General features: G+C 67.4%; 25 protein-coding genes. 17 read left to right on the top strand and 8 right to left on the bottom strand.

What is annotated here, in order from left to right:
- Positions 1 to 17: 17 nt before the first annotated feature.
- Entirely contained in the window at positions 18 to 728 is a 711-nt protein-coding gene (locus OG223_RS53425) for a CoA transferase subunit A (protein ID WP_329240661.1), read from the bottom strand.
- A gap of 161 nt (positions 729 to 889) precedes the next feature.
- On the opposite strand from OG223_RS53425, the gene OG223_RS53430 reads away from it, so the two are divergent.
- Entirely contained in the window at positions 890 to 1,672 is a 783-nt protein-coding gene (locus tag OG223_RS53430) for an IclR family transcriptional regulator (protein ID WP_329240658.1), read from the top strand.
- Between the two features lie 178 nt (positions 1,673 to 1,850).
- On the opposite strand, the gene OG223_RS53435 is transcribed toward OG223_RS53430, so the two are convergent.
- Positions 1,851 to 2,567, bottom strand: a complete 717-nt coding sequence (locus OG223_RS53435; RefSeq protein ID WP_329240655.1) for an alpha/beta hydrolase — start codon at positions 2,565 to 2,567, stop codon at positions 1,851 to 1,853.
- Between the two features lie 203 nt (positions 2,568 to 2,770).
- Positions 2,771 to 3,742, bottom strand: a complete 972-nt coding sequence (locus OG223_RS53440) for a GlxA family transcriptional regulator (RefSeq protein WP_329240653.1) — start codon at positions 3,740 to 3,742, stop codon at positions 2,771 to 2,773.
- A 71-nt stretch (positions 3,743 to 3,813) separates the two neighbouring features.
- Between OG223_RS53440 and OG223_RS53445 the strand changes: the two genes are divergently transcribed.
- The 6 genes from OG223_RS53445 (at position 3,814) to OG223_RS53470 (ending at position 10,952) form a co-directional block, all read left to right on the top strand.
- The gene (locus OG223_RS53445; protein WP_329240650.1) at positions 3,814 to 4,446 is read left to right on the top strand and encodes an HD domain-containing protein; all 633 of its coding nucleotides are present in this window, start codon (positions 3,814 to 3,816) and stop codon (positions 4,444 to 4,446) included.
- Positions 4,447 to 5,000: 554 nt separating this feature from the next.
- Positions 5,001 to 6,203: an IS110 family transposase gene (locus tag OG223_RS53450; RefSeq protein ID WP_329240646.1), complete on the top strand. Its 1,203-nt coding sequence runs from the start codon at positions 5,001 to 5,003 to the stop codon at positions 6,201 to 6,203.
- A 303-nt stretch (positions 6,204 to 6,506) separates the two neighbouring features.
- Positions 6,507 to 9,479: an Ig-like domain-containing protein gene (locus OG223_RS53455; RefSeq protein WP_329240642.1), complete on the top strand. Its 2,973-nt coding sequence runs from the start codon at positions 6,507 to 6,509 to the stop codon at positions 9,477 to 9,479.
- Between the two features lie 306 nt (positions 9,480 to 9,785).
- The gene (locus OG223_RS53460; RefSeq protein WP_329240640.1) at positions 9,786 to 9,929 is read left to right on the top strand and encodes a hypothetical protein; all 144 of its coding nucleotides are present in this window, start codon (positions 9,786 to 9,788) and stop codon (positions 9,927 to 9,929) included.
- A 235-nt stretch (positions 9,930 to 10,164) separates the two neighbouring features.
- Positions 10,165 to 10,293, top strand: coding sequence for a hypothetical protein (locus OG223_RS53465; RefSeq protein WP_329240637.1), 129 nt, complete (start codon positions 10,165 to 10,167; stop codon positions 10,291 to 10,293).
- Positions 10,290 to 10,952, top strand: coding sequence for an HD domain-containing protein (locus OG223_RS53470; protein ID WP_329240636.1), 663 nt, complete (start codon positions 10,290 to 10,292; stop codon positions 10,950 to 10,952). The genes OG223_RS53465 and OG223_RS53470 overlap by 4 nt, the downstream gene beginning before the upstream one ends.
- Positions 10,953 to 11,208: 256 nt before the next feature.
- Here OG223_RS53470 and OG223_RS53475 read toward each other — a convergent pair whose 3' ends face one another.
- Together OG223_RS53475 and OG223_RS53480 are read right to left on the bottom strand one after the other, a co-directional pair.
- Positions 11,209 to 11,571 carry a hypothetical protein gene (locus OG223_RS53475; RefSeq protein ID WP_329265917.1) on the bottom strand — a complete coding sequence of 121 codons (363 nt, stop codon included), beginning with the start codon at positions 11,569 to 11,571 and terminating at the stop codon, positions 11,209 to 11,211.
- Positions 11,572 to 11,697: 126 nt separating this feature from the next.
- Complete coding sequence (locus tag OG223_RS53480; protein WP_329240633.1) at positions 11,698 to 12,447, bottom strand: DUF2690 domain-containing protein; 750 nt, start codon at positions 12,445 to 12,447, stop codon at positions 11,698 to 11,700.
- 193 nt (positions 12,448 to 12,640) lie between these two features.
- Between OG223_RS53480 and OG223_RS53485 the strand changes: the two genes are divergently transcribed.
- The 3 genes from OG223_RS53485 to OG223_RS53495 all read left to right on the top strand — a co-directional run bounded on the left by OG223_RS53485 (position 12,641) and on the right by OG223_RS53495 (position 15,018).
- The gene (locus tag OG223_RS53485) at positions 12,641 to 13,276 is read left to right on the top strand and encodes a peptidoglycan-binding domain-containing protein (RefSeq protein ID WP_329240629.1); all 636 of its coding nucleotides are present in this window, start codon (positions 12,641 to 12,643) and stop codon (positions 13,274 to 13,276) included.
- A 666-nt stretch (positions 13,277 to 13,942) separates the two neighbouring features.
- Positions 13,943 to 14,239 carry a hypothetical protein gene (locus OG223_RS53490; protein WP_329240627.1) on the top strand — a complete coding sequence of 99 codons (297 nt, stop codon included), beginning with the start codon at positions 13,943 to 13,945 and terminating at the stop codon, positions 14,237 to 14,239.
- 14 nt (positions 14,240 to 14,253) lie between these two features.
- Positions 14,254 to 15,018, top strand: a complete 765-nt coding sequence (locus tag OG223_RS53495) for a helix-turn-helix domain-containing protein (protein WP_329240624.1) — start codon at positions 14,254 to 14,256, stop codon at positions 15,016 to 15,018.
- 50 nt (positions 15,019 to 15,068) lie between these two features.
- Here OG223_RS53495 and OG223_RS53500 read toward each other — a convergent pair whose 3' ends face one another.
- Entirely contained in the window at positions 15,069 to 15,662 is a 594-nt protein-coding gene (locus OG223_RS53500; RefSeq protein ID WP_329240621.1) for a TetR/AcrR family transcriptional regulator, read from the bottom strand.
- A gap of 344 nt (positions 15,663 to 16,006) precedes the next feature.
- On the opposite strand from OG223_RS53500, the gene OG223_RS53505 reads away from it, so the two are divergent.
- Complete coding sequence (locus tag OG223_RS53505) at positions 16,007 to 16,744, top strand: SDR family NAD(P)-dependent oxidoreductase (RefSeq protein ID WP_329240618.1); 738 nt, start codon at positions 16,007 to 16,009, stop codon at positions 16,742 to 16,744.
- Positions 16,741 to 17,778, top strand: a complete 1,038-nt coding sequence (locus tag OG223_RS53510; RefSeq protein WP_329240616.1) for an FAD-dependent oxidoreductase — start codon at positions 16,741 to 16,743, stop codon at positions 17,776 to 17,778. Before OG223_RS53505 ends, OG223_RS53510 begins: the two co-directional genes overlap by 4 nt.
- A 332-nt stretch (positions 17,779 to 18,110) precedes the next feature.
- On the opposite strand, the gene OG223_RS53515 is transcribed toward OG223_RS53510, so the two are convergent.
- Both OG223_RS53515 and OG223_RS53520 read right to left on the bottom strand, forming a co-directional pair.
- Entirely contained in the window at positions 18,111 to 19,160 is a 1,050-nt protein-coding gene (locus tag OG223_RS53515) for an SgcJ/EcaC family oxidoreductase (RefSeq protein ID WP_329240614.1), read from the bottom strand.
- Between the two features lie 158 nt (positions 19,161 to 19,318).
- A complete protein-coding gene (locus tag OG223_RS53520) occupies positions 19,319 to 20,119 on the bottom strand; it encodes an alpha/beta fold hydrolase (protein WP_329240611.1) in 801 nt (266 codons plus the stop codon).
- A gap of 288 nt (positions 20,120 to 20,407) precedes the next feature.
- Here OG223_RS53520 and OG223_RS53525 point away from each other — a divergent pair, with 288 nt between their 5' ends.
- The 5 genes from OG223_RS53525 (at position 20,408) to OG223_RS53545 (ending at position 24,675) form a co-directional block, all read left to right on the top strand.
- Positions 20,408 to 21,355, top strand: a complete 948-nt coding sequence (locus tag OG223_RS53525) for a GlxA family transcriptional regulator (protein WP_329240610.1) — start codon at positions 20,408 to 20,410, stop codon at positions 21,353 to 21,355.
- Between the two features lie 327 nt (positions 21,356 to 21,682).
- Positions 21,683 to 22,579: a helix-turn-helix domain-containing protein gene (locus tag OG223_RS53530; protein WP_329240607.1), complete on the top strand. Its 897-nt coding sequence runs from the start codon at positions 21,683 to 21,685 to the stop codon at positions 22,577 to 22,579.
- A gap of 249 nt (positions 22,580 to 22,828) precedes the next feature.
- Positions 22,829 to 23,611, top strand: a complete 783-nt coding sequence (locus OG223_RS53535) for an alpha/beta fold hydrolase (RefSeq protein WP_329240605.1) — start codon at positions 22,829 to 22,831, stop codon at positions 23,609 to 23,611.
- A 153-nt stretch (positions 23,612 to 23,764) separates the two neighbouring features.
- A complete protein-coding gene (locus tag OG223_RS53540; protein WP_329240602.1) occupies positions 23,765 to 24,142 on the top strand; it encodes a YybH family protein in 378 nt (125 codons plus the stop codon).
- 245 nt (positions 24,143 to 24,387) lie between these two features.
- The gene (locus OG223_RS53545; protein ID WP_329240600.1) at positions 24,388 to 24,675 is read left to right on the top strand and encodes a hypothetical protein; all 288 of its coding nucleotides are present in this window, start codon (positions 24,388 to 24,390) and stop codon (positions 24,673 to 24,675) included.
- Positions 24,676 to 24,682 lie beyond the last annotated feature (7 nt).

Here is a 24,682-nt window from a genome sequence, read left to right on the forward strand (position 1 = left end):
GGCACGAGTCTTCCCTCCTAGGCTTCGACGGTCATGCGGAGGCGGACCGTGCGCTGCTCGATTTCCTTGCCCCGATCCCTCGCGGCCACCACATGCCTGACGTAGATGCCCGGGGTGACGACCGATTCGGGGTCGGTGAACTCCTCGGACAGCTGCTCTGCCTCTGCAACAGTCACCCGGCCGCACGTGGCCACGAGGGGGTTGAAGTTACGTGCAGACGCCCGGTACGTCAGGTTGCCGGCCTGGTCGGCGGTATGGGCGTGCACGAGCGCGAGGTCAGCGACGATCGCCCGCTCCTGAACGTGGAGGTGCCCGTCGAACTCGGCGTGCGGCTTGCCTTCGGCGACGGGCGTGCCCACGCCGGTCCTTGTGTAGAAGGCCGGGATCCCGGCCCCGCCCGCCCGCATGCGCTCGGCGAGCGTGCCCTGTGGGGAGAACTCCACGTCGAGGGCCTTGTCCAGGTATTGCTGGGCGAACAGTTTGTTCTCGCCCACGTACGAGGCAATCACCTTGACCACCTGACGATTCTCGAGCAGCAGGCCGAGGCCCTTGCCGTCGACCCCCATGTTGTTGGACACGATCGTCAGCGCCGTGACGCCGCTGTCCCTTACGACCTCGATGAGGTCGTAAGGGACGCCGCAGAGACCGAACCCGCCGACGGCGATCGTCATCCCGTCGGTCAGCACGCCGGCCAAAGCCTCTTCCGCGTTCGCGCGTCGCTTGGACAATTCGCCCACCTTCCGCCTTGGTCGTTCACTCTCCGAGCGCTGGAGAGTCAAGCTCTTCGATCCCTTACTGGGCAAGAACCTGCGCATTTATCGAGCAAAGCGATTGACCTGTGAGCGGAGAGCGGGCATGGCGTCCACTCAGTGAACGTACGATGAGGTGCATGGACGCGACCCCGGCAGCTCACCTCGTCGGTAGGGTCAGCGCAGTTCTGCGCGCGCTGTCGACGGTCAACGAGGCCGGTGCGGGCACGGCCGTCCTGGCGAAGGCGACAAGCCTGCCCAGACCGACCGTGCATCGGCTGCTCGTCTCGCTCGCGGAGGAGGGGTTCGTCGACCGCGATCGACGCAGTGGGCACTGGTTCCTCGGCCCCGAGCTGTATCTGCTCGGCGGAGTGGCCGGCACTCGCTACGACATCACTCGCCATGCGCGCGAGAGCGTGCACCGGCTTGCGACCCTGACGGGGGAGAGCGCGTTCTTCTCGGCGCGGCGGGGCGATGAGACAGTGTGCCTTCTACGCGAGGAGGGGGATTTCCCCATCCGTTCCTTCGTGTTGTACGAGGGCGCGCGTTTCCCACTGGGCGTCGTATCAGCGGGCCTGGCAGTGCTGTCGTTCCTCGACGACGCAGAGATCGACGCCCATCTCGCGGGCCGGGATCTGGTCGGCCAGTGGGGCCAGGCACATGCTCCGGATGCGGTGCGTGAACGCATCCGGCAGACCCGGACCGACGGCTATGCCGTGAACCCCGGACTCGTCGTGGAAGGCAGCTGGGGCATGGCGGCAGCCGTATTCGACCATGCCGGACAGCCCGCGTGGGCGCTCACTCTGACCGGCGTGGAAACCAGGTTCCGCCCCGAACGCAGACCTGAACTCGGTGCGCTCCTGCTGCGCGAGGCGCATACCCTCGGCCGGGTGCTGACCAGTGGCGTCGACACCCAGCGGTGACCGCTGCGTGACACACGCCGCGGGACCTGATACCGGCCATGCGACTGGCCTGGCCGCGAGCACGGTGATCTGCGTCAACAACCCAGGTGGCGCCTCCCTACGTTCTACGGGCCGGGCTGGTCCGTCGCGACGCCAACCCGGCGTAACGAGAAGCCCCCTCGTCCACGAGGGGGAGGAGTCACCAGCGAGTACGAGAGCTGCCGCCGCCCATGGAGTTCTTCACGATCCTGTCCAGATAAAGAGCGAGGTCCTTGGGACGGGAGTACATCGGGCCGTGGCCGGTGGGCCACTCGACGGTCTCGGCGCCCATGCGCGCGGCGAGTTCACGCTGGGTCGCCGCGGGCAGCGCGCGGTCCTCGGTGGCGATCAGGTAGTGGGTGGGCAACGTCCGCCAGGCGGGGCTGCCCGAGGGCGCGGTGTCGATGCCGAGGCGGGGGAGCTTCTGTACGGCGGCAGCGAGCGCGGTGCGCTCCTCGGCGGCGTCTGCGGCCATGACCTTGCCGTACGCGCGACGGTCGATGTACGAGTGTTGGTCCTCGGTGGTCCTGATGTGCTCGGGAAGCAAGCTGCCGGTGCGGCGGCGGGAGATGTCGCTCACCGATTCACCCTCGTCGGGGGCGAAGGCAGCGACGTAAGCGAGGGCCGCGACACTGTCTTGGCCGCGGGCCGCGTTGGTGATCACCGCACCGCCGTACGACCAGCCGGTGAGCAGCACGGGCTCACCGGTGTCGAAGGTGGTCAGCACCCGCCGCACGGCCGCGATGTCGTCCTCCATGGACTGGAGCGACAGCTGGGCGGCGACGGGATCGTGGCCCAGGGCAAGCAGTTCGGTGATCGTCTCACTCCAGCAGGAGCCGTCGGCCCACAGGCCGTGGACCAGGACGATGGCGGTCATGGAGTCCTCCTCGTGAACGGTTGGTTGTATTCGGTCGGACAGCGGTAAATCAGATGCTGAGGGCGTATTCGCTTGAATCGGCTGGTTGGTAGAGGCGTTGATGTTCGCGGGTGACGTGGTAGCGCCAGTGGGTGTCGAAGTCGCCGTTGCTCTGGTCGGCGCGCAGTCGGAGGACGGCTTCGGTGCCGTCGGGACCCCAGCGGTCATGATGCTGTGTTCGAGGTGTCGGTCTGGTGCTGGAAAAGGGTGCGGTACTGCTGGGGTGAAGTGCCGAGGTATCGGTGGAAGGTGGCTCGGAGTGCGGCGGGACTGCCAAGGCCGCTGAGGTGGCCGATCTGCTCGATGGCCACGGTTGTTGTTTCGAGCAGCTCTCGCGCCCAGTCGAGGCGGGCGCTGGTCAGCCAGGCCAGTGGCGAGGTGCCCGTCTCCTCGCGGAAGCGCCGAGCGAATGTGCGGCGGGACATGTGCGCGTGTTGCGCAAGTGTGTCCAGGGTGTGGTGGTGTGCGAGGTTGGCCAGTATCCAGTCGCGGACGGGGGCAAGCTCGGTGCCGCTCGCGGCCGGACGAAGACGTTCGATGAACTGGGCCTGCCCGCCCACTCGTTGCGGTGGCGCCACCAGGGCCCGGGCGCGGGTGTTTGCTGCGGCGGCTCCGTGGTCGCGGCGGATGATGTGCAGGCAAAGGTCGATGCCCGCGGTCACGCCCGCGGAGGTAAGGATGTCCGAGTCGTCGACGAACAGCCGGTTCGGCACGACGGAGATCCGCGGATACAGGCGCTGCAGGCGGCCGGCTTCCTGCCAGTGAGTCGTCGCTTGGCGTCCGTCGAGGAGCCCCGCGGCCGCCAGGGCGAAGGCACCGGTGCAGATCGAGACGATCCGCCCACCGCGGGCATGGACGGCACGCAATGCCCGCAGGACGCTGCCGGGCACCGCCGCGTCCGGGATCTCATAGCCGGGAACAACCACTGTGTCGACGTCGTCCAGCGCTTCGAGGCCGGTGCGCGCGGCCAGCTCGAAGCCGCCGCTGCTGCGGATGGGCCCGGCTGCCGGATCGGTGCACACCGTGACGTCGTAGTGCGGGTCCGTCCCGAATGCCTGAACGGGGATCCCGAAGTCGAGCGCGAGAACGCCGGGAAGCGCCAGGACTGCAACACGGTGTTGGCTGGTCGTCTGCATGGCCCGATCCTAGCGGTGGGTGACCCTCGGGCCACTGGCGAGTGGGAGGGACCGCTTCGTAGCGTCGAGGCATGACATTCACCCTCGATCTGCCGACCGGGCCGCTGGCCGATGCTGTGCTCCGCGCGGTGCAGTCCTCGGAGAGCGCCTCGATCGCGAACCACAGCGTGCGCAGCTTCTTCTTCGCGCAGCTTCTCGCCGAACACGAAGGCGCCCTGGACGATGCCGCCTACGACCGTGATCTGCTCTTTGCGGCGACTGTCCTGCACGACCTGGGGGTCGGCGACCTCGCTCAGGGCGACGCACGGTTCGAGGTGGAGGGCGCGGATCTTGCTGCCGCGCTGCTGACTGAGCACGGTGTCGACGCGCAGGACGTGGACCGGGTGTGGGAGGCGATCGCCCTGCATGCCTCGCCTGGGATCGCCCAACGGCGTGGACTGCTCGCCTACCTGACGTATGAGGGCATCGCTGCCGACTTCGGACTCAACGCGGAGATCGTTGCCGATTGGGAGAAGGAGATCCACAGCGTGTATCCGCGGCTGGCGATGATCCGGTCGCTGACTGACGCCATTACGGAAAGGGCCGCACGGTCCGCCGCGGCGGCACCCCTCTACTCGATCGGCGGCGAACTGCTGCGCGAACGCCGCGCCGACGGCATCACCACCCTCGAACTCGCCGCCGCATCCTCCCCCTGGGGAGAGTGAGCACAGCGGGCGGGCACAGGTTGCGGTGGAACTGAAACTCCGCGCCGCGCTCAGCAACGGCGACTTCGAACCCTGCTGCCCGATCCGGCGGCCACCGAACGGCCACGACCGGCGTTCACCCGGGAGTCGCCACGGCATCGGGCGCAGATGTGCGCTTTCACTGGGCCGACCACCAACTGAGTCTTGCCCAGCGGGAGTTGTGGACTACCGGCGGAGGTTCGACCCCTCCCTCGGCATGAGCATGCGCCGCGAATGTCCGGGTTGCTCGCGTCGCGACGGGCGGCGTCCACCCCCGTTATCTTCTTCGCGGTTCCGCAATGGGACCGCTGGCCTCCGGGCCCGGCATGGCTGTTCCCCCCTGTCGAACCGATGACCTGGGGGTGGTGCCACCGGGCCCGGGAGGCGCCGTTGGAGACGCTGATGAGAGGTCCGACTACCGCCTGGCCGGGCGTAATGCCCGGCAGTACACAAGCGGCAGGTCTGCATAACGTGGATGCGCGCATACGACGCCAACGCCCCGGCCAGCACGCACGACATCCGTTCGGGAGGACGGCGTGAACGACAACGACGACATAGGCGTCTTCCTCGGCCTGGACGTCGGCAAGAGCACCCATCACGGGCACGGACTCACCCCGGCCGGCAAGAAGGTCTTCGACAAGCCCCTGCCCAACACCGAGCCGAAACTGCGGGACGTCTTCGAGAAGCTGAAGGCCAAGTTCGGCACCGTCCTGGTGATCGTCGACCAGCCCGCCTCCATCGGCGCCCTGCCACTGACGGTGGCCCGGGACGCCGGCTGCAAGGTCGCCTACCTGCCGGGCCTGTCGATGCGGCGGATCGCCGATCTCTACCCAGGCGAGGCCAAAACCGACGCCCGCGACGCGGCCGTGATCGCCGACGCCGCCCGCACCCTGCCGCACACACTGCGCTCGCTGGAGGCGACCGACGAGATCACCGCCGAACTCACGGTCCTCGTGGGCTTCGACCAGGATCTGGCGGCCGAGGCCACCCGCACCTCCAACCGGATCCGCGGCCTGCTCACCCAGTTCCACCCCAGCCTCGAGCGGGTCCTGGGACCGCGTCTGGACCATCAGGCTGTGACCTGGATGCTGGAACGCTACGGATCCCCTGCCGCTCTGCGAAAAGCCGGACGCCGCAAGCTGGTTGAGGTGATCCGGCCCAAGGCCCCCAGGATGGCCCAGCGGCTGATCGACGACGTCTTCGACGCACTCGACGAACAGACCGTCGTCGTTCCCGGCACCGGCACCCTCGACATCGTGATCCCCTCCCTGGCCCGCTCGCTCGGAGCCGTCCACGAACAACGCCGGGCCACAGAAGCCCAGATCACAGTCCTGCTGGAGGATCACCCTCTTTCGAAGGTCCTGACGTCGCTGCCCGGCGTCGGCGTCAGGACCGCCGCCACCCTGCTGGTAACCGTCGGCGACGGCACCAGCTTCCCCACCGCCGCCCACCTCGCCTCCTACGCCGGCCTCGCCCCGACCACGAAGTCGTCGGGCACCTCCATCCACGGCGAACACGCCCCCAGAGGCGGCAACCGGCAACTCAAACGCGCGATGTTCCTCTCCGCGTTCGCCGCCCTGCACGATCCCGCCTCCCGCACCTACTACGACAAATGCCGGGCCCGAGGAAAAACCCACACACAAGCCCTCCTCCGCCTCGCCCGCCAACGCATCAACGTCCTGTTCGCGATGCTCCGCGACGGCACCTTCTACGAACCCAGAACCCCACACCTCGCTTGACGAAAGACATAGAGGCACCCCCCCGCAGAGCTGCTGCAGGATCCCGCGCCCGAAGGGCCTGCCGTTCGCCCCGGCCGGACGGCTCGCGGGCGGGGCGGGCGTCAGTCGTCTCCGGCATGCAGAACCGCCCATACATCCGATCCATTGCTCCGGATTTGACTGCATGGAGGCCGCTCTCTTCGCATCAAGCCCCGTACAACCCGTTGACAGCTCCAAGCGCGTGCTGCCACGTTGACCCCATTCATCGGATGTCTCAGCCTCTCCTGCGGGCATGCCCGCGGCTTGACGGATCCCGGAGCGGTCATGAAATGGATGGCGTCGACGTGCAAGATCCTCGGTTCTGTACTCGCCTTCGGACTGGTCGGCGCGGGAGCGCTGGGCGTGTCGGCAAGTCCGGCGCGGGCCGCCACGGCATCGGTGCTGTGGGCAGCGCCTGACGGCCACGGTGCGGCGTGCATATCGAGGAATCCCTGTTCCCTGACCACCGCGCAGGCCGAAGTGCGCGCTCTTGAGCACGGCCGGCACCCGGTGAGCCCCCGGGTCGAACTCCTCGGCGGCACGTACCGGTTGGACAAGACGTGGAAGTTCGGCGCGGAGGACTCCGGCCGGCCCGCCGACCCCGTGGTGTGGGAGGCCGCGCCCGGCGCCAAGCCGGTCATCTCCGGCGCCTCCAAGGTCACCGCCTGGCGTGAGGTGGGGAGCAGCGGTGTGTGGGCCGCACACGTGCCCCGCGGCAGCGCCACCCGTCAGCTCTACGTGGACGGCAGACAAGCCCCCATCGCCCAGGCCACCCCGGCGGCCCTGCACTTCACGGGCAACTGGGCCGGGTCGGCCACAGGGTATGACCTGTCGAACGACGCCGTGGCCCTGGCCTGGTTCTCGCACCTCACGCTTGCGCAAGTGGCGCAGGTCGAGTTCGACTATCCCGCTGGCAACGGCGCGTGGACCGACTCCAAGTGCGGGGCCGCACGGATGTCCGGCAGCACGCTGGTCATGGACCAGCCCTGCTGGACCAACGTCACCGACATCGCCCCGTTCAGCCAGGGCACCGGCGGCCTGCCGTCGATGCCCACCTCGCAGCTTCCCGACACGATTCAGGGCGCCCGCAGTCTTCTGACGCCCGGTCAGTGGTCCCTGGACGGTGCCACTGACACGCTCTACTACATGCCCAAGAGCGGTCAGCGGATGGCCGGCTTGGACGTCGAACTGCCCCGGCTGGAGAAGCTGGTGCAAGGTGCCGGCAGCCTGGCCAGGCCCCTGCACGACGTCACCTTCGAGGGCCTGACGTTCTCGTATGCCACCTGGAACGCCCCCTCGTCACCGGTGGGCTTCGCCGACGTGCAGAGCAACCTGCACAGAACCGGCGCCAGCAACCAGGGGCTGTGCACCTTCTCCGCACCCGCCGGCAGCTGCCCGTGGGGCGCGCTCACCCAGCCTCTCGCCAACGTCGCTTTTACCGGGGCCAGCCGTGTGACGATCACCGGGAACCGATTCGTCAACCTCGGGGGCGCCGGCCTGAGTTTCATGTACGGGGGATCGCACAACGTCATCGATGGCAACGAGTTCACCTCGATCGCCTCCACCGCGCTGTCACTGGGCTGCACGTTCGACCCGACTCCCACCGACACACCGGCCTCGGTGATCAAAGATCACTGCACTCCTGACCCGAAGACCGTGCAGGCGGACCAGGTCGGGACGAACGAGATCCTGGACCACACCACGGTCTCGAACAACGTGATCCACGACGTCGGCACCGACTACCGCTCGGCCTGCGGCATCACGCTGCTCTTCAGCCGCCACACCACGATCACGCACAACGAGCTGTACAACCTGCCGTACACCGGAATCACCGCGGGCGTCATCCAGGGCCACGTCGACGACGCCAACCACCCGCAGAACTCGACCAACATCAACGCCGACAACACGATCAGCAACAACCTGATCTTCAACGTCATGCAGGTCCTCGACGACGGCGGCGCGATCTACATGGAAGGCCACCAGGCGCAGTACGTCTACCAGGCCGACGGCACCATCGACGCGACGGCCACCCTGGCACACGGCCTGCACGTCACCGGCAACGTCGTCTACAACGACGGCTCGCGCTTCAACGCCTTCTACGACGACGCCGGTTCGGAGTGGATCAGCTTCAGCAGCAACGTCGAGTTCCACCCCCTGGCCTCACTCGGCGCCCAGGGCGGCTGCTCGGCCACCGGCCACTTCTGGGTCACCGGCAACTACTTCTCCGACCCCGCAGAGAGCTACTTCTGCACGCAGCCCATCGACTCCCACGCCAGCGACAACACCACCATCCCCGCGTCCCCGGGCCCGGGAGACATCCCCGTCTCCTTCCTCGTCCACGCGGGCGTCACCGACGGATACGGATCGCTGGTAGGCGGCCTCCCCCTCACCGCGAGCTACATCTCCGCGCCCACGCCCGTCGCCAGCTCCACGACCGAACGGGTCCTCATCGCCGGCGCCGGCTTCTCGCCTAGCACCCCGGTGTACTTCGGCGACCGGCGCGCCACCGACGTCCAGGTGGTCTCCTCCGGATTCCTGATCGCCACGGTACCGACCGGAGCCGACGGCACGGACGTCACCGTCGGCACCTACGTACCCCGTCCGGTCATCAGCGCCCCCACGAGCGGTACCACCGGCCTGGCCGACACCTTCACGGTGCGTGGCACAGCGGTGGCCGGCAACACCGTCGCGGTCACCGGCAGCACGAACCAGGCAGGCTGCACCGTAGCCGCTGCCGTCGACGGCGCCTGGTCGTGCACGCTCACCGACTCCTCGCCCGGCCAACAGTCCCTGTCCGCCACGCAGTCCGACAAGGACGGAGCCACGTCCAAACCGTCGGCAGCCGTCCTCGTCTACGTCGGCGCCCCGCCGGCCGCAGCACGTCTCAACGACACCGATCCGTCGATCGTCTACAACACCTGGGACTACTTGGGCAGCCGGGGCTACGGCGATCACGACGACGACGTCCACTACGCGACGACCGACGGCAGCAGCATCACGTACACGTTCATCGGCACCGGGATCAAGATGTTCGGTGAGGAGTTCACCGATCAGGGCAACCTCAGTGTGTCGATCGACGGCGGTCCCGCCACCGTCGTCGACACCGTGCCCGCCGACGGCGCGCGCCACACCGATGTCGCCGTCTACACCAGCACCGCCCTCACCGCCGGTGTCCACACCATCGTGGTCACCAAGCTCTCGGGCACCTACGCCACCTTCGACGGCTTCGAAATCGACAACCCTGCCTCCTCCCAGTAGCCGCTGGAGGCGCCGCCGCGAGCGAGGGTTCACGCACCACTGGAATCCGCGCAACGGGCAGACCTTCATGCGCGGCCGCCGCCGTGTCATGACTGCCTCTTGCGCGGGCTTCCCAATCGGTGCGGGCCGTGGCCTGCTCGGTTCCCCGACACCTGAAGCTCCGTTTCATCCCGCCTTGGCGACCTTGCTCTCGACCTCGCCAATGGCTGCAAGATCAGGGGTGTTGCCCTGCCGAGCGACACCTCGGCGTCGTATCAACTGGGCTTGCCCGGCGCGGGCCAAGTCCGACGGGGCTCCCTGCGCCCCATGTCAGTCCCGGTCGCGCACGCCACGCCCATGAAGCGGAACGCCATCTACGACCACCGCACGCAGCAGGCCGCGGTGCCGGTCACCGTGCATTCCGAGGACGGCGGCGCCTGCGAGACCGTGCTTGTGCGCGCCCCGGCGTAAGTCGCGCTGTACTACAGGGGGCGCCGCCAGGCCAGCAGGCGGTCACGTAGTCCGGCCAGTGGCCGAACACCTGCTGGGGAACGGCTACGTCCAACAGGACATAGCCCGGCTGCACCACCACCGCGACCTTGGCCGGATCCTTGGGGTTATTGTCCATCTGGCCATCGTGCGACGGCCTCGGTCTTCCTAGGCTGGTCATGCCGCGCCGATCATGACTAGCGAGGAGATATGCACCATGTACGTAGTAGTCGAGACGTGGACACCGAAGCCCGCCTACTTCGAGCAGTCCAACGTCGTGGGTGAGCTGCGGCCGGCCGAGGCGGTCGCCGTCGAGCACCTGGCACTGGGGGCTGAGGCCAAGTGAGCGTGCTCGAGGATCTGCCGGAGAAGATCGGAGGGTGGCCGCGTACGGCTGCTACGGAGGCCGCTGTCGCCTTCGCTGCCGAGCACTCTCCGGATTGGCTGCTCAACCACACTGTCCGCACTTACTTCTACGCTCGTAGTATCGCCACCGCCAAGAACCTCACTGCCGGGGTGGACTACGACGACGAGACGCTCTTCCTCGCCACGGTGCTGCACGACATCGGCCTGACCGACGAGGGGCAGGGACCGAACCGGTTCGAGGTGGACAGTGCGTTCCGGGCCGCTCGATTCGCCCGAGAGCATGGGCTGTCGGATGCCGCCGCCGACCAGATCTGGGACGCGGTGGCGTTGCACAGCTCCGGGGGGATCGCGCCCCACAAGCATACTGTCGCCGCTCTCTTGCATTTCGGTACTGGTGCCGACCTGTTCGCTTTCGGTATCGAGGATGTGGACCGGGCGGTAGTGGACGCGGCGCACGAGGCGTTTCCCTATCTGGATCTGCGGAACAACTTCCATGCGCTGCTCGTCCATCAGATCGACGAGCAGCCTTCCAAGTGGGCGCCGTTGTCGTACGTCGACGCCGTGTATCGCAAGCACCGGCCGGACAATCCGTTCCCCGGGCTGGACGAACTGGTCGCCGCCCCGGTGCGTCCGGAGTAACGACGTCTCGCGGTAGCTGCGGTCGGGTGCCGGACCGTTTGTCGGCGGGCAGCTGCGACGAAGAAGACGCGGAGCCGGGCACCCCGCGTGCCTGGCTCCGCGCCAGTGTTGACCCGGCATCGCGTCCCGGGCCTCTGAGAGTTGGCATCCCGGCTTCAAGGAAAGCCGTGGCGGTCGCGATGCGGGGGACCGATGCCGTCGGGAGCGGCGCCGAGTTCTTCGGCGAGGGCTTTCACGGCTGTGCTGAGGCTGGCGGTCATGCGGGCGGCACGCAGTTCGCGGTCGGACGCGAACATGCGGGCTCGGCGTACTCGTCGAGGGTCTTTCCCATGGGCGATCCGTCGGGGCCGTAGATGCGGGAGTTGCCGGCGCCAGTGGTCAGCAGAGCGCGCTGTTCGTCATTGGTCGCGAACGTCTCGATGGCCCGTTCGCCGATTACCTGGCTCGGGGCGATGACGAAGCATCTGCCCACGTCCGGGGCCGCCAGCATGGCCACGTACACCACGGCGTCGACGAGGAGGACGGCCATGATCTCCGGCCACCACCGGCTCAAGGGCGGGGCCGCCGTGCTCGGGGCGACGGGCCCGGATGAAGCCGGCGTCAGCCTGGCGATGCTCATGGCCAGGCTGGCGCCATAGGAAGGCGGAGAACGTACGGCGCTACTTTCATCCCTCGGCGGAGGCGATCGCCGAGGTCACCAGCCTGCTTGCACCTGGTGACAGCAGGAGATGAATGAGTTGCCTGCCTATCCGGGGAACCACTTGGTGCAGACCTGGTCACCTGCGCGTTCCCAGCATGCGCGTACGCGCTGAATCTCTGTACGCGGAACCATCATGGTGTGCTGGTCAGTCCCGTAGTTGACCTTCCTGGACTCCGACACACCCCCGTCCACGGACACCGTCACTTTGTCGCCCTGCTTCACGTAGTCGCCCCATGCTTTTGCCCAGGCAGCCTGGCACTTGCTGTTCCAGCGGACCACCACCGTGATCGGCCCTGGAGTCTTCCGATCCTGCTCCGCGATTGTCTGCACGCCCTCGTCGCAGTGTCCGTTGGGTTCTTTGCCTCGGCAGGAGGTCAGCGTGCAAGAAGAGGACGGCGGATGCTTGTCCGGGAACACGGTCAGGACCAGTATCACCGCGAGGACGGTCGCGCCGAGTACAGAGGTAACGAGGAATTTCCGGTTCCGGAACCGATTGCCCCAGGGACGGTCTTCTTCTGAGGCCGCCGGTTCTTCTTGCCGGAATCTGTCCTCCCAGGCCGAATTCCACTCTTCCCACTCGGCATGAGGGTCGCGCCCGATGGTCCTGGCGAACGCGTCGACGTACTCCCTCTCAGGTGCTCTGTCCGCCCTGTTGAAAAAGTTGCTGGCCCAGGCGGCAGAGCGTTTGCATGCCTGCCCGAAGCTCTCCTGCGTCCGCTTCGGATCGTTCTTGAGCTGCTCCTGCTTTCGCTTTAGGAAGTCGCCATAGCTGCTGTCCTGTCGTGCCGATCCCATGACGGGATGCCTCCCCCTCGTCTGGCCGTGGAAGCCGGTTCTCCCAGGTCAGACCCCCCGTGAACATTCATGAACTCTTTACGCCGGGCTGAGTCTTGACCCCAATAGTGCCACTAACGGAGCGTCATGGTGTGTCGACCGGTGGTCACTTCGTACGGGGCGGAGTGACGCCGACAATCCTCTGGAGGGAAACATGGCATTGACCTTTCGAAGTGGGACGGCGGCGCGGGGGCTCAAGGCTGCGGGCTGCGGGGTCCTGACAGCTCTGGTCCTGGCCGGGGCGACGGCCTGCGGATCCGGGGTCAAGTCCGAGTCCGGTGCGAAGCCCGTCGCGGCGGTGGCGGAGGACTCCTTCGTCCTTCCGTCGGCGGGACCGCTGGAGAACTGCGGTGACCTGCACACCGGCTCGCGGGGCGCCTGCGTGCGCGTGCTGCAGAGCTATCTCAACGATCCGCACGCGCACAACCAGTGGGACGGCGCCGGCCTGTCCGTGGACGGCATCTACGGGTCCAAGACGGCGGCGGCAGTCCAGGCGTTCCAGACCTACCGGTCGCTGCCCTCGACCGGGGTGGCCGACGCACAGACGCGGTCGTACCTGGCGAACGGCTCCCCGGCCGCGTGCATGGACACGCTGGTCGGCATGGGGTCGGCTACGCCGTGCGTGGTCAAGCTGCAGAACTATCTGTCGCAGTCCGGTCATCCGCTGACGGTGGACGGGATCTTCGGAGCACGTACCCGGGATGCTCTCAAGGCGTTCCAGAAGGACATGGGGCAGGATCCTGACGGCATCGCCGGTCCCGAGTTCTGGGGTCCGCTCTCAGGGGACTGACCTTCTTGCCTTCCTCGGGTACAGGCCGTCCGTCTGGTCGGTACCCGAGGAAGGAGACGGGGCCGTCTTCTGTTCCTCAGTGGTTTTCTGCTTCTGCAGTGGCTCCTGGGGGCCGGCCTATTGGTGCCCGGACGTCCCAGGTACGGAAAAAGCCGGCTCCCGTTTCCGGGATACCGGCTTCCGGCGGTTCCGTGCGCCAACACGAGACCGCTTATTTCCCCTTGTGCTGTGGTTGGAGCCAGTAGCAATCAGGGTATTCCTGCGATCCTACCTCTCGGCGGGTCGTAGCTTTCAGACCACAGTGACGGTCTCCTGGTGATCGAGTCAAGCAGCCGATTGGGACAGCCCCACACCAACTGGTTCCCTCTGAGGGCTCATCGACTGCCGCGCACTTCCTGAGCTGCCGGAACACCGCTTCATGAATCGTTCAGGAAGTTTCAGGAACAGCAGCGAACCTCGCATATGCGGGATACCGCTGCACCAATGTCCCCTGGCGCAGAGACGTACCCAACTCGACTCCCTATGAAGGGACTTTTTTGAGATCCTCGAATCCGTACGGAATGCCAACCCCACAGTGGCGCCAACCGCTTGGCAGTCCGTCAACCACCTTGGAGCCAGTAGCACGCCGGTGCCCCCGAAAAGGGGCCCCGGCAGAAGGGGAATTTCATGAGCAGCAAGAACCATAACCACGCACCGGAACTACACGGTGTAGCACAGAAGCCGGAAAGCGGTTCCGGCCGTAGCCGTCTGGGCGGTGCCGAGGCAGCCGTCATCATCGTGGCCATCGTGGTCACGGCGTTCCTCGTGGTGATGGTGGGCCTGGCTCTGAGCGCCGTCCTGAAGCTGATCCTGGGGGCCGGCCTGGCTGCGGCGGCCGTCGTGGCAGCCGTCACCACCGGAAGCTCCAGCCGCTTGCGCGCGGCGCTGCGTGCCCTGTTCGACCCGTCCGACCCGTCCGACTGACGGGCGGTCCGGCCATGGGGCGGCAGGAGAAGCCGATCAGCAGCACTGTTCCTGCCGTCGTTGTCCTCGCAGAGTACCTGCGAGGACAACGACGGCAGGCCGGGCTGACCTACAGTCAGCTCGCCGGATTCAGCACCCACGACAAGACCACCCTCAGCCGGGCCGCGTCGGGCAGGACAACTCCCGGCGAGGGCGTCGTCCTCGACTTCGTCCGCGTATGCGCTGCTGCGCAGGGCCACAGCCCCGATGAAGCCCTCGCCGAAGCCCGTAGGCTGTGGCGCGTGGCCCGGTATGAAGAGCGACGGGCCGACAGTGGTACTCGGCGGCCGCAGGCTCCTGCGGTCGAAGTCATCGCCGACCGGGCCGAGATGAGCGCGGCGCTGTGTGAACTGTACGAGAAGGCCGGTGCCCCCTCGTTCCAGCGGATGGAGGAACTGGCTGGCGGCTACGGAAAACTGCCGCACAGCACGGCACACCGCATCGTCCGGCGGGGAAGGGTTCCTTGCAGCGTGCGGCAGCTCACGGGGTTCCTGGATGCTTGTGGCGTCGCGGGGGTCGAGCAGCGGCCGTGGATCGATGCCTGGCATAAGGTCCGCCAGGACAGCACCGCCGTGGCTCCCCAACTACCGCACCCGACCGACGCGGCCGATCTGCGCAGACTGACTGTAGAAGGCAAGAACCGCAGTACCGGACGTGGAATGCCCGGCCGTACTGAGGCTCGTTCCGCCAGCCTCTGCACGCACCACGATGTAGTCGTCCCCCATTGCTTCGCGCTGTGAGGCGAGTGTTCCGTGCACGGTCGCTGCGTGCCGGGTATCGAGTGCGCGGGTCAGGTCAGGGTCGGGCCGTGTCGGAGGAGTACTGACATTGCGTCGATCAGTTCGCGGGTCGACGCCTTCGCATCGACAATGCTCTGGGTAAGGAAAACCCCCATGCCTGCCGCTATCAGGGCGACGGCGAGCCGCTCGGGTTCAGGGGCGTCCGGATTCGCCCGTGCGACGAGTCGGGTCAGCGCTGCGTGCAGCGCCGTAGCCAGCGGCTGGTGCGGGCCGGGGTGGGTCGGATCCCGGAGGAGTTCAGCCCAGAACTGACCCACTATAAGCCGCGGTGCCGAGCCTGGCGCACTCTGTATCAGAGTGTTGTGCACGAGGTCGATCACTTCCGCTGTGTCGAGGACATCAGGGCCCTGCGCGGCCTCGTCGAGGGCTGCGACGACTGGTGCGCGGATGGCCTCGAACACTGCATTGATCAGGTCTTCCCTGCTCGCGAAGTGGCGGTAGATGCCACCCACGGACATGTTCGCCGCCGCACAGATCTCCGGCATAGACGTGGCGGCGAAGCCCTTGCGCGCGAAGCAGTCCGCGGCGGCGTCGATGATGGCACGACGTACGCGCGAGCGTCGGTCAGTCGATATACGAGGCATGGTGCAAGCCGGGGGAGTGGCAGGAACAGGGGGACTGCGGGAAACAAGATTCTTGCACGAGATTGTGCCGGGTGAGAACCGATGCCCCAGCCGGGCCTCGGCCCGTCATCGATGCATTTCTGAGCCCGACCGGTGAATGTCATGTGCGGGGGAGAGCCTACCCATCGCCGCCCCTCTGTCGGGCTTCGGCTGTCCCCGGGCGGGAGATCGTCCGACTGCTTCTTGGCGGTCCTTCGCTGAGCGAGGCAGACAGCGACCTCTGCTTGACGGGTACGGTCGGCGGTCTCTTTAATAGCGAAAGATCATTCGCTATTAGCGTCCGTGAGGACGCAGAGGAGGACAGGATGACGACGCAACGCACTGCTCTCGTTACCGGTGGTGGCAGCGGGATCGGGCGAGCTGCCGCCGAACTGCTGGCTGACCAAGGGTGGTCGGTGATGATCACTGGCCGCCGTGAGGACCCGCTGCGCGAGATAGCGAAAGGACGTGACTCGATAGCGGTGCACGTCGGGGATGTCTCCGCCGATGGCTCCGCGAGGGACATGGTCCAGGCAACCCTCGCTGAGTTCGGACGGCTGGACGCGCTGGTCAACAACGCGGGCATGCTTTCTCCCGTAGGCACGGCGGAGATCACCGCCGACCACCTGGACGCGCTGTTCCGTACCAACGTGCACGGCCCGGTCCAGCTGGTGGCCGCAGCTGCGGACGCACTGGCCGACGGTGGCAGCATCGTCAACGTCACCAGCGCCATCGCGCACAAACCCACCGGCGGGCCGCTCTACTACGCCGCGAGCAAGTCCACGCTGGGGTATCTGACGCGTTGCTGGGCAGCAGAACTGGCCCCGCGTAAAATCCGGGTCAACGCGATCGCGCCCGGCCCGACCGAGTCCGACATTCTCTCCACGATCGCCAACCCGGAGGTGGTCGAGCAGATCAAGGCGGCCGAGGCCGCGAGTCTGCCGCTCAAGCGCCGTGGAACCGCCGCGGAGGTCGCACGGTGGATCGTTGCCCTGGCCGACCCGGACGCTTCCTGGGTGACCGGCCAGATCCTGGCCGTCGATGGCGGGATGTCGGTCGGATGAGCCGCCGAGTCCTTGTCGTCGGCGCCGGGCCTGTAGGACTCGGCCTCGCCCACGGTCTGCACGTCCGGGGCGCTGAGGTGGCGGTGGTGGAACGGGCCCCAGAGCTGACCGAGGTCGGATGGGCGATCTCGCTGACCGACCGGCATCACAAGGCGCTGGATCAGCTGGGCTTACCGCCTGGCCTGTGGCAGCGGGACCTGATGGTGCGCGAGTACATCTTCGACGCGCACACCTCGGTTCCCGTGGACACCATGCCGAGTTACCCCGGAATGCTGCTGGAGCGGTCTGTCTTACAGACGCGGCTCCTCGATCCGGTCCGTGACCTGGTTCGCACCGGCACCACTCCAGCCGCGGTCGAGGACGACGGCATCACCGTCGGCGTCCGCTTCGACGATGGCACCACCGGCGAGTACGACGCCGTCATCGGAGCTGACGGCGTCCGCTCCTGGATCCGCCTCAACGTCCTCGGCGGTCCTGCACCGTTCGATATCGGCTGCACCGTGATGCGTTTCCGCCTCCCGAACAAGATCGGCGTGACCTTCGCCGCCCGCACCACACCGGTCCAGGGCTCGCGACTGGCGTACTTCCTGATCGACGGGGGCAAGACCCTGCACTGCATGGTGTTCATCAACGACCCGGCCCGGCGGCACCGTGACACCCGGCTGAGCGCGCTGGCTGAACGATTCGCTGGCCTGCAAGGCCCCCTCGGCTACGTGGTCGAGGCCATGCGGTCTGACCCCGACCACCTCGCCGTCGACATCGAGCAGGTCACCACCACCGTCTGGGCCCGTGGCCGGGTCGCGATCGCCGGCGACGCCGCCCACGCCATGAGCCCGGCTCTCGGTCAAGGGGGCGGTGCGGGACTCGAGGATGCGGCAGTCCTCTCGGATCTGCTCACGGCCCCCGGGCTCCCGGTCGAACAGGCCCTCTCCGGCTACGAACGACTCCGCCGTCCAGCCGCGCAGGAACTGCAGTACCGCTCCTTCAACGCGGCTCGCGATCTCGTACCGCCTCCGCTGAAAGCCCTGATGTAACCATGCGACGGTGTGCCGAAGCGCAGGCTCTGCATCACGCCTACGACGGCCAGGACGCTGACGACTTCATGCGGTGCCTTGCCGTTCGCGTCGCCCGGGATGCCGCGCGACCGCCCCGGATTGCCCGTGCGGTCCTTGCTCCCGTCTCGCCACCCCCCAGATGCCGCCGCCGGCAGCTGCCCTTGTTCTCTCGGCCGCTGCGATGCGCCGGGTTGGTGTCAATGGGCGGGTGTCGGTGACGGCATGTCAGCCCTGGAGGTTTTCGCTGGTGGAGTTCTAAGCCCTGGGAGGGCGGGCGGCCTGTACTTCCGTGCCCAGGCCGCCCGACGCGGTCAGTTGAAGAACGGGTCGTCCACGACGTGAACCCAGCCGCCGCCCGGCTGGCGTCGGAGAATCTCGGTGGTGGTGGTGACCACCGGCTCCGGTCCGACCCCGGTGAGGGTGGCGGTGTTCGACACCAGAGCGACGTCGTCGACCTGTCGGATCTCGCGCATTTCGAGCTTGAGGTGGGCACCGCTGTCGACCATCTGCTGCATGGCCTGGCGGATGGCGTCCGTGCCCACCAGGTGATTTCCGGGAGTGGGGACGAAGTGGGCGTTCGGCTCGTACAGCGACACCAGACCCTCGACGTCACCGGCCTCCAGGTACTCCATGTACATGGCCCCCAACTGCTGGGGCGTCTCGGCACGGCGGCGGGCGGTGACACCGACCGGCTTGTCGCCCCAACCGGCCGCGTCGATCAGGTCGTACCAGGTGGGATAGGCGCCGTAGGGCAGGTGGCGGCGCACCAGGTCGCCGATGAAGGTCGTCGGGGACGCCTTCCGGGGCTTGGCCAGGCCCTGGGTGATGATGATGTCGCTGAACCCGTGGGCCAGGTCCTGACGCGGCAGCAGGGCGTGCACTTCGTCGGCGAGGCCGGCAGGAAGGCTCTCACGCTGGATTCCGAGGATGTCGGTGGCGATACCCAAGTGGGCCAGCGCCACCTCCGTGCCCTTGCGCGAGGCGATGCCGTCCGTGGTGTGCAGGGCGATGGCGTCCCAGACGACGGCGATACGCTCTTCTTCGACACCACGCTCGCGGAGGAACGCCGCTGCGATGTCGGCGCCGTCGACCTCGAAACGCTGATCGCCGTTGCTGCCCTCCTCGCTCAGTCCCAGGTCGTGCAGGACGCAAGCGACGAACAGCAGTTCGTCGTCGTAGTCGGTACCGGCGCGCAGACCCTTGTTCTGGGCATGGGCGCGGGCGAAGACGTAGCTGCGGACGCAGTGATCGTGAATGAAGGCAGGCGTGGCCTGTTCAGCAAAGGCGAATGTGTCCCGGGTGAGGCTCGTGTCGGGGAGGTCGAGCTGCTCGAACACGGACAGGTGTGCGTCGGTGGTCATGATGTGTCTCCTTCATTTGGGCCCCGGTCCGGGGCGAATCGGCACGGTGGCCGGGCGGCACGCTCACGCGTGCCGGGTATGGAGGGTGGGGGCGGCTGCACGGCATGTGGAGTGACAGCCGATCGCCGCACGGGGGATGCGCGGCTGGAGTGCTGTGCCTACATCTGGGCGACGAATGCGCCGATGTGTTCGGCCACTTGGTCGGGTACCTCAAGGGGCGAGAGGTGGCCGGTGTCCTTCAGAACGGTCAGCGTGGCGGTCGGGATCAGCGGCAGCAGGTGGTCGGCAAGCACGGTCGGCGGGTCGACCTTGTCGTGGCTGCCCGCGAGAACCAGCACCGGCACCTCGATGGCTGAGACGCCGGCCGACACGTCCTGGACCATGCCCTGGCGCGACCATGCAAGACGCGCCTGCTCGCCGCCGCGCATACTGTCCTCGACCACCTGCCGGCGCAGCTCGGGAGTCAGCCCGCCGCGGGTCATCATCAGGTCGATACCCTGAAGAATCCCCTCCTCGCTCTCGTAGGCGTGGAGAGCCATCTCCTGCATCTGCTCGGTCACCCCGATCGGCGCGGGCGGTGCGGGCGCCACGAGGACGGCTCCCCGCAACCCGGCGGGCTTGCGTGCGGCCAGTATCTGGGCCACCTTGCCGCCCATGGAGTGTCCGACGAGCACGTAGTCGGAGTATCCGAGCGCATCGATGACCCGCTGCGCGTCGTCCGCGAGCTGCTCCAGGCCGTAAGGTCCCGGCACGCTCGTGGAGTCGCCCCATCCACGCTGGTCGTAGGCCACGAAGCCCTGTCCGGGATCCAGCAGCCGCAGCACCGGGATCCAGGTGCGCCGGGAGCCTCCGTAGTAGTGCAGGAAGACCAGCGCCGGACCGTCACCCTCATGGACGTGGGCGTACACCTGGCCGCCCTGTACGTCGAAGAAGCGGCCCACCACATTCAGCGAAGTCATCGCCAGCTCCTCGTCCACGGCCGGGGCTCTCGGACCGCTCCACCGATGTGTGGAGTCGGCTGCCCCGCGCTCGTTCCTCGATCCTGCTCCGGAACCTCCCGTCCAGGACACGGCTCATCTGCCATCATCCGCATCTTTTGAGCCAGAACTGCGCGGATGGGCCCTTGCTTTCCGGTCACACGATCAGCGGCTTGAACAGGTGATTTATCCCGGGAACATCTCTGGGCCAGGGCATGGCGGCTCCCTGGCCCTCCCTGCGATATGAATGACGGACGTAACATTGCGGCCATGAACAAGCATCGGGTCATGGTCCTGGCGATCGACGGCGTGCTGCCCATGGATCTGGGGATCCCCACGCAGATCTTCAACGCCCGTCCGAACACCCCTTACGAGCTCACCGTGTGCGGCGACACCGAGGAGGCCGTGACCACGAGCGCCGGTTTCACCCTCGGGCTGACCGCGGGTCTCGAGGCGCTCGCCGAAGCGGACACGATCATCGTCCCGGGCGTCGAGGACTTCCGGCGCCCTCCGCGCCCACGGGTGAGGGCCGCTCTCAAGCTCGCCGGCCGCGCCGGGATACGCATCGCTTCCATCTGCACCGGCGCCTTCGCCGTCGCCTCGGCCGGACTGCTCGACGGCCGCACCGTCACCACCCACTGGGCCAGCGCGGACGACCTCGAAAAGCTCTACCCCCGGCTGCGCGTCGACCGCAACGTCCTCTACATCGACAACGACACCATCCTGACCTCCGCGGGATTTACGGCCGGCATCGACCTGTGTCTGCACCTGGTCCGCAAAGACCTCGGCGCGGCCGTCGCGAACGACATCGCCAGGGACATCGTCGCCGCCCCGCACCGCGACGGCGGCCAGGCCCAGTACATCAGCAGGAGCCTCCCCACCCCCCAGGCCACCACGCTCGCCGGCACCCGTGAACGGGCCCTGCTCCACCTCGAAGAGGACCTCACCATCCCCCACCTCGCCGACCATGCCGGCGTCTCCCCGCGCACCCTGACCCGCCTGTGGCGCCAGGAAACCGGCGTCAGCCCCCACCAGTGGCTCCTGACCGCCCGCATCAACCGCGCGCGAGAACTCCTGGAGACCACCGACCTCCAGGTGGAACAGATCGCCGTCCGGTGCGGCCTCGGCAGCGGCGCCAACATGCGCGCCCGTTTCCGTGACGCACTCGACGTCACGCCCACGGCCTATCGCCGCACCTTCCAGCACCGGGCCGCCTGACGGCGAAGGCCGCACTTGCGCGGTCACCGAGTCCGTCGACCCAGGCGCACGTCCGCCCCGACAGTGTCCAGGGCAGAAAGACAGCCTCACGGCAGGGCGTCGGGGCCGTCCGGCCGATCCAGGACACCGTCGAACAACGGGTGCACGGCCTGCTCGCCGAACTCGACATCTCGGGGGGAGTGCACCGGGGCGTGCTGGACTGAAGGGTTCGGCCTGCGGCCTGTGCGAGGGCCGGCCTCCTTGTTTGCGCTGGCCTCGCGGGCAGTGGCTTCAAGACGAAGGAGGCTCGTTGCCGGTGTGGTCAGCGGTGGCTGCGATCATCGGTGTATGGCTGATTTTGGAAGCCCGGACGTTGTCGACGTCAGCTACGACAATCCGGATCAGCCCCGGCTGGGGCTGGAGATTTTATCCTTCGCGACGTTGCGTGAGCGGCTGTTGCCGCCTGTCGTGGCGGCGCCCAACCGTCCGGACTTCCATCAACTGACCCTGGTCACCCGCGGCGAGGGCACCGCGTTGATCGACTTTGTGGGTTACCCGTGTGCTCCGGGGACTCTGCTGCATGTGCGTCCTGGTCAGGTGCAGCGTTTCCCTGCGGGTCCTCAGGGAGGCATCGCGGATCTTGATGCGACCCTGGTGGTGTTCACGCCCGCCTTCCCGCCGCCGGTGCCTGCCAGTGCAGCCGTCATCGACGAGGGGCTCAGCCCTGCCGCTTTCTCACTGTCTGCGGTGGAGTACCGGGCCATGTCGGTGGCGGTGGCCGAGATAGCGGCGGAATACGGCACGCTGGCCGAGCGGGACGCTTCGCAGACGGAACTCACTGTGGAACTGCTGCGGCAGCTTGTCGCTGCGCTGCTGGTACGCATTGCTCGGCTGCCGCACCCTGGTGAATGGAACCCTGCGGCGGGGGGCGAGGTGTTCCGTGCCTTCCGCGGCGAGCTGGAACGCATGTTCGCCACGAGGCGCCGTGCCGCCCAGTACGCCACGCACCTCGGTTACTCGCCGCGGACGCTCACGCGGGCCTGTCTGGCCGCTACGGGCCGTACCGCGAAGGATCTCATCGACGACCGTGTCGCCCTGGAAGCCAAGCGGCTGCTGGTTCATACCGGCCTTCCAGTCGCGTCCATCGGGCGCATGCTGGGTTTCACGGAACCCACCAACTTCGGGAAGTTCTTCGAGCGGACGGCGGGTGCCACTCCCGGGGCATTCCGTGCCATACAGCGCTGACAGCCCCGCCCGCTGAGACTGCCAGAGGCGTTCTGGGCCGTGGGGCGGAGACTGCGCCGAGCCCCGTGTCCTCTGAGACGCACGCCATGAGCGGATCAGCGAGTCCATTTTCGACCATGGCGCGTCTCTTACGGATCTCGCCTGCGCCGCTCGCATCGAGCACTGTTTAAGCAAGCAGTCAGCACGTTATCCGCTTCCGGCCGGGCCTCTGATTGCCTGGTGAGGCCGGGAGGAAAGGAGAAAACAACCATGCCGTACGCAGACGTCAACGGTGCCCGCCTGTACTTCGAGGACAGCGGTGGTGAGGGCCCGGTCGTGGTCTTCAGCCACGGCAACCTCATGGACCGTGACATGTGGGTGCACCAGGTCCAGGCCCTGGCCGAGGACTTCCGGGTCGTCGTGTGGGACGAGCGGCTGCACGGCCGGACCGAGGACGACGGAAAGACCTACACCTACTGGGACTCGGCCGCCGACCTGATCGGGCTCCTGGATCACCTGGACGTGCAGCAGGCGACGCTGGTGGGGCATTCGCAGGGCGGCTTTCTGTCGATGCGAGCCGCCCTGGTGGCGCCTGACCGGGTCAAGTCCCTGGTGCTCATCGACACGACGTCGGTCGCCTGGCCACCCGAGGCGCTGGCGCAGATGCGCGGTGCGTCCGAGGGACTCCGCGGCGCGGGTCCGGAGGCAGTGGCCCCGGTATTGCTGGGGATACTGCTCGGACACCCCGCGATCCACGATCAGTGGCTGGCGAAGTGGAAGACGCAGCCGCGTGAACGGCTCGCCGACGCGGTGCAGGTACTGATGGGAGCGGATGACATCACCGGCCGGCTCGATGAGATCACGGTGCCCGCTTTGGTCGTCCACGGCGACGCGGACCAGCCGATCCCGTACCCGTTGGGCCAGAAACTGGCCGGGGAACTCTCCGGTGCCCAGGAGCTGGTCACCGTGACCGGGGCCGGACACACGCCGAACCTCACTCATCCCGACCGCGTCAACCCGGCGTTGGTCAGCTTCCTTCGCCGGTACGCCTGACAGTCCCACAGCCCCCTCCCCATACGTGGAACCTGCAGCGCCGATCAGCACGGCGCTGCTGCCCGCGAGGCGTTTTGGCGGACATTCACACGCGGGTCTCAGCATCCGCCATTTCAACGATCTGCACGAGATCCAATTCTGAAAGGAACAACCATGTCGACTCCCATTACCGACCTGGCGCAGCTCCCCCCGGCCTTCGAGAAGGCCATGAACTCCGGGAACCTCGATGAGGTCCTGAACCTGCTCGCTCCCGGTGCCGTCATGCGTACCGTCACCGGTGAGACCGTCACCGGCCAGGCGCTGCGCGACTACGCGGCCGGGTCGATCGCCGGCAAGGCCCAGCTGTCCAACGGCCCGTCGCGCATCGTGGCTGGCGACGGCATTGCGTTTGTCACCGAGGAGTGGACCCTCGAGATCACCACTCCCGACGGCAACCGGAAGAAGGCCACCGGCGCCTCTGCCAATGTCGCCCGCCTTGGTGAGGACGGCACCTGGCGCTACGCCATCCTCAACCCCCTCGGTACCGCCTGAGCGTCTGCGGGTGGCTGGACTCCCCGGAGCCCGGCCACCCCCCTCAGCCAACTGACGCCCGGCCCCTGGTCTTTGTCCATCCCCGGGGTGGATCGCGCCGCACCTGGCGGCCAGTCATCGACAGTTCGCCGACGACACCGAGTGCGTCGCCGGCGAGTTCGGCCACGGCGGATTCGCCGTGGTGGGCCGCTCGACGGACGGCAAGGTGGTCCAAGTGCTCGCCTCCCACCGGCCTGAAGGGCGTAGTGCTCAGCACACCCGCCCCGCTGGCTCCGATCGGTGTGACGCACGAATTCCAGGCGGTGTCGTCGCATGTCTACGACAACGACGAGACCGACGACCACAGCATCGATCTGGTCCTGACCCACGGTGAGTCGGGCACAGAAGCACACCGTCAGGTGCCGGGGGAGACCTTCCGGGCAGGGCCGGAGCGATCGGCTGTGCTGGTGCTGGTCGGCAACGAGGACAAGGTGATCCTGCGCGGCCGCCTGCCGCCTCTGATTTTCACCGCCACGCTCACGAGCTTGGCGTAATGGGTCA

Source organism: Streptomyces sp. NBC_01478, assembly GCF_036227225.1.
In the GTDB taxonomy this organism is placed as follows: Bacteria; Actinomycetota; Actinomycetes; order Streptomycetales; family Streptomycetaceae; genus Streptomyces.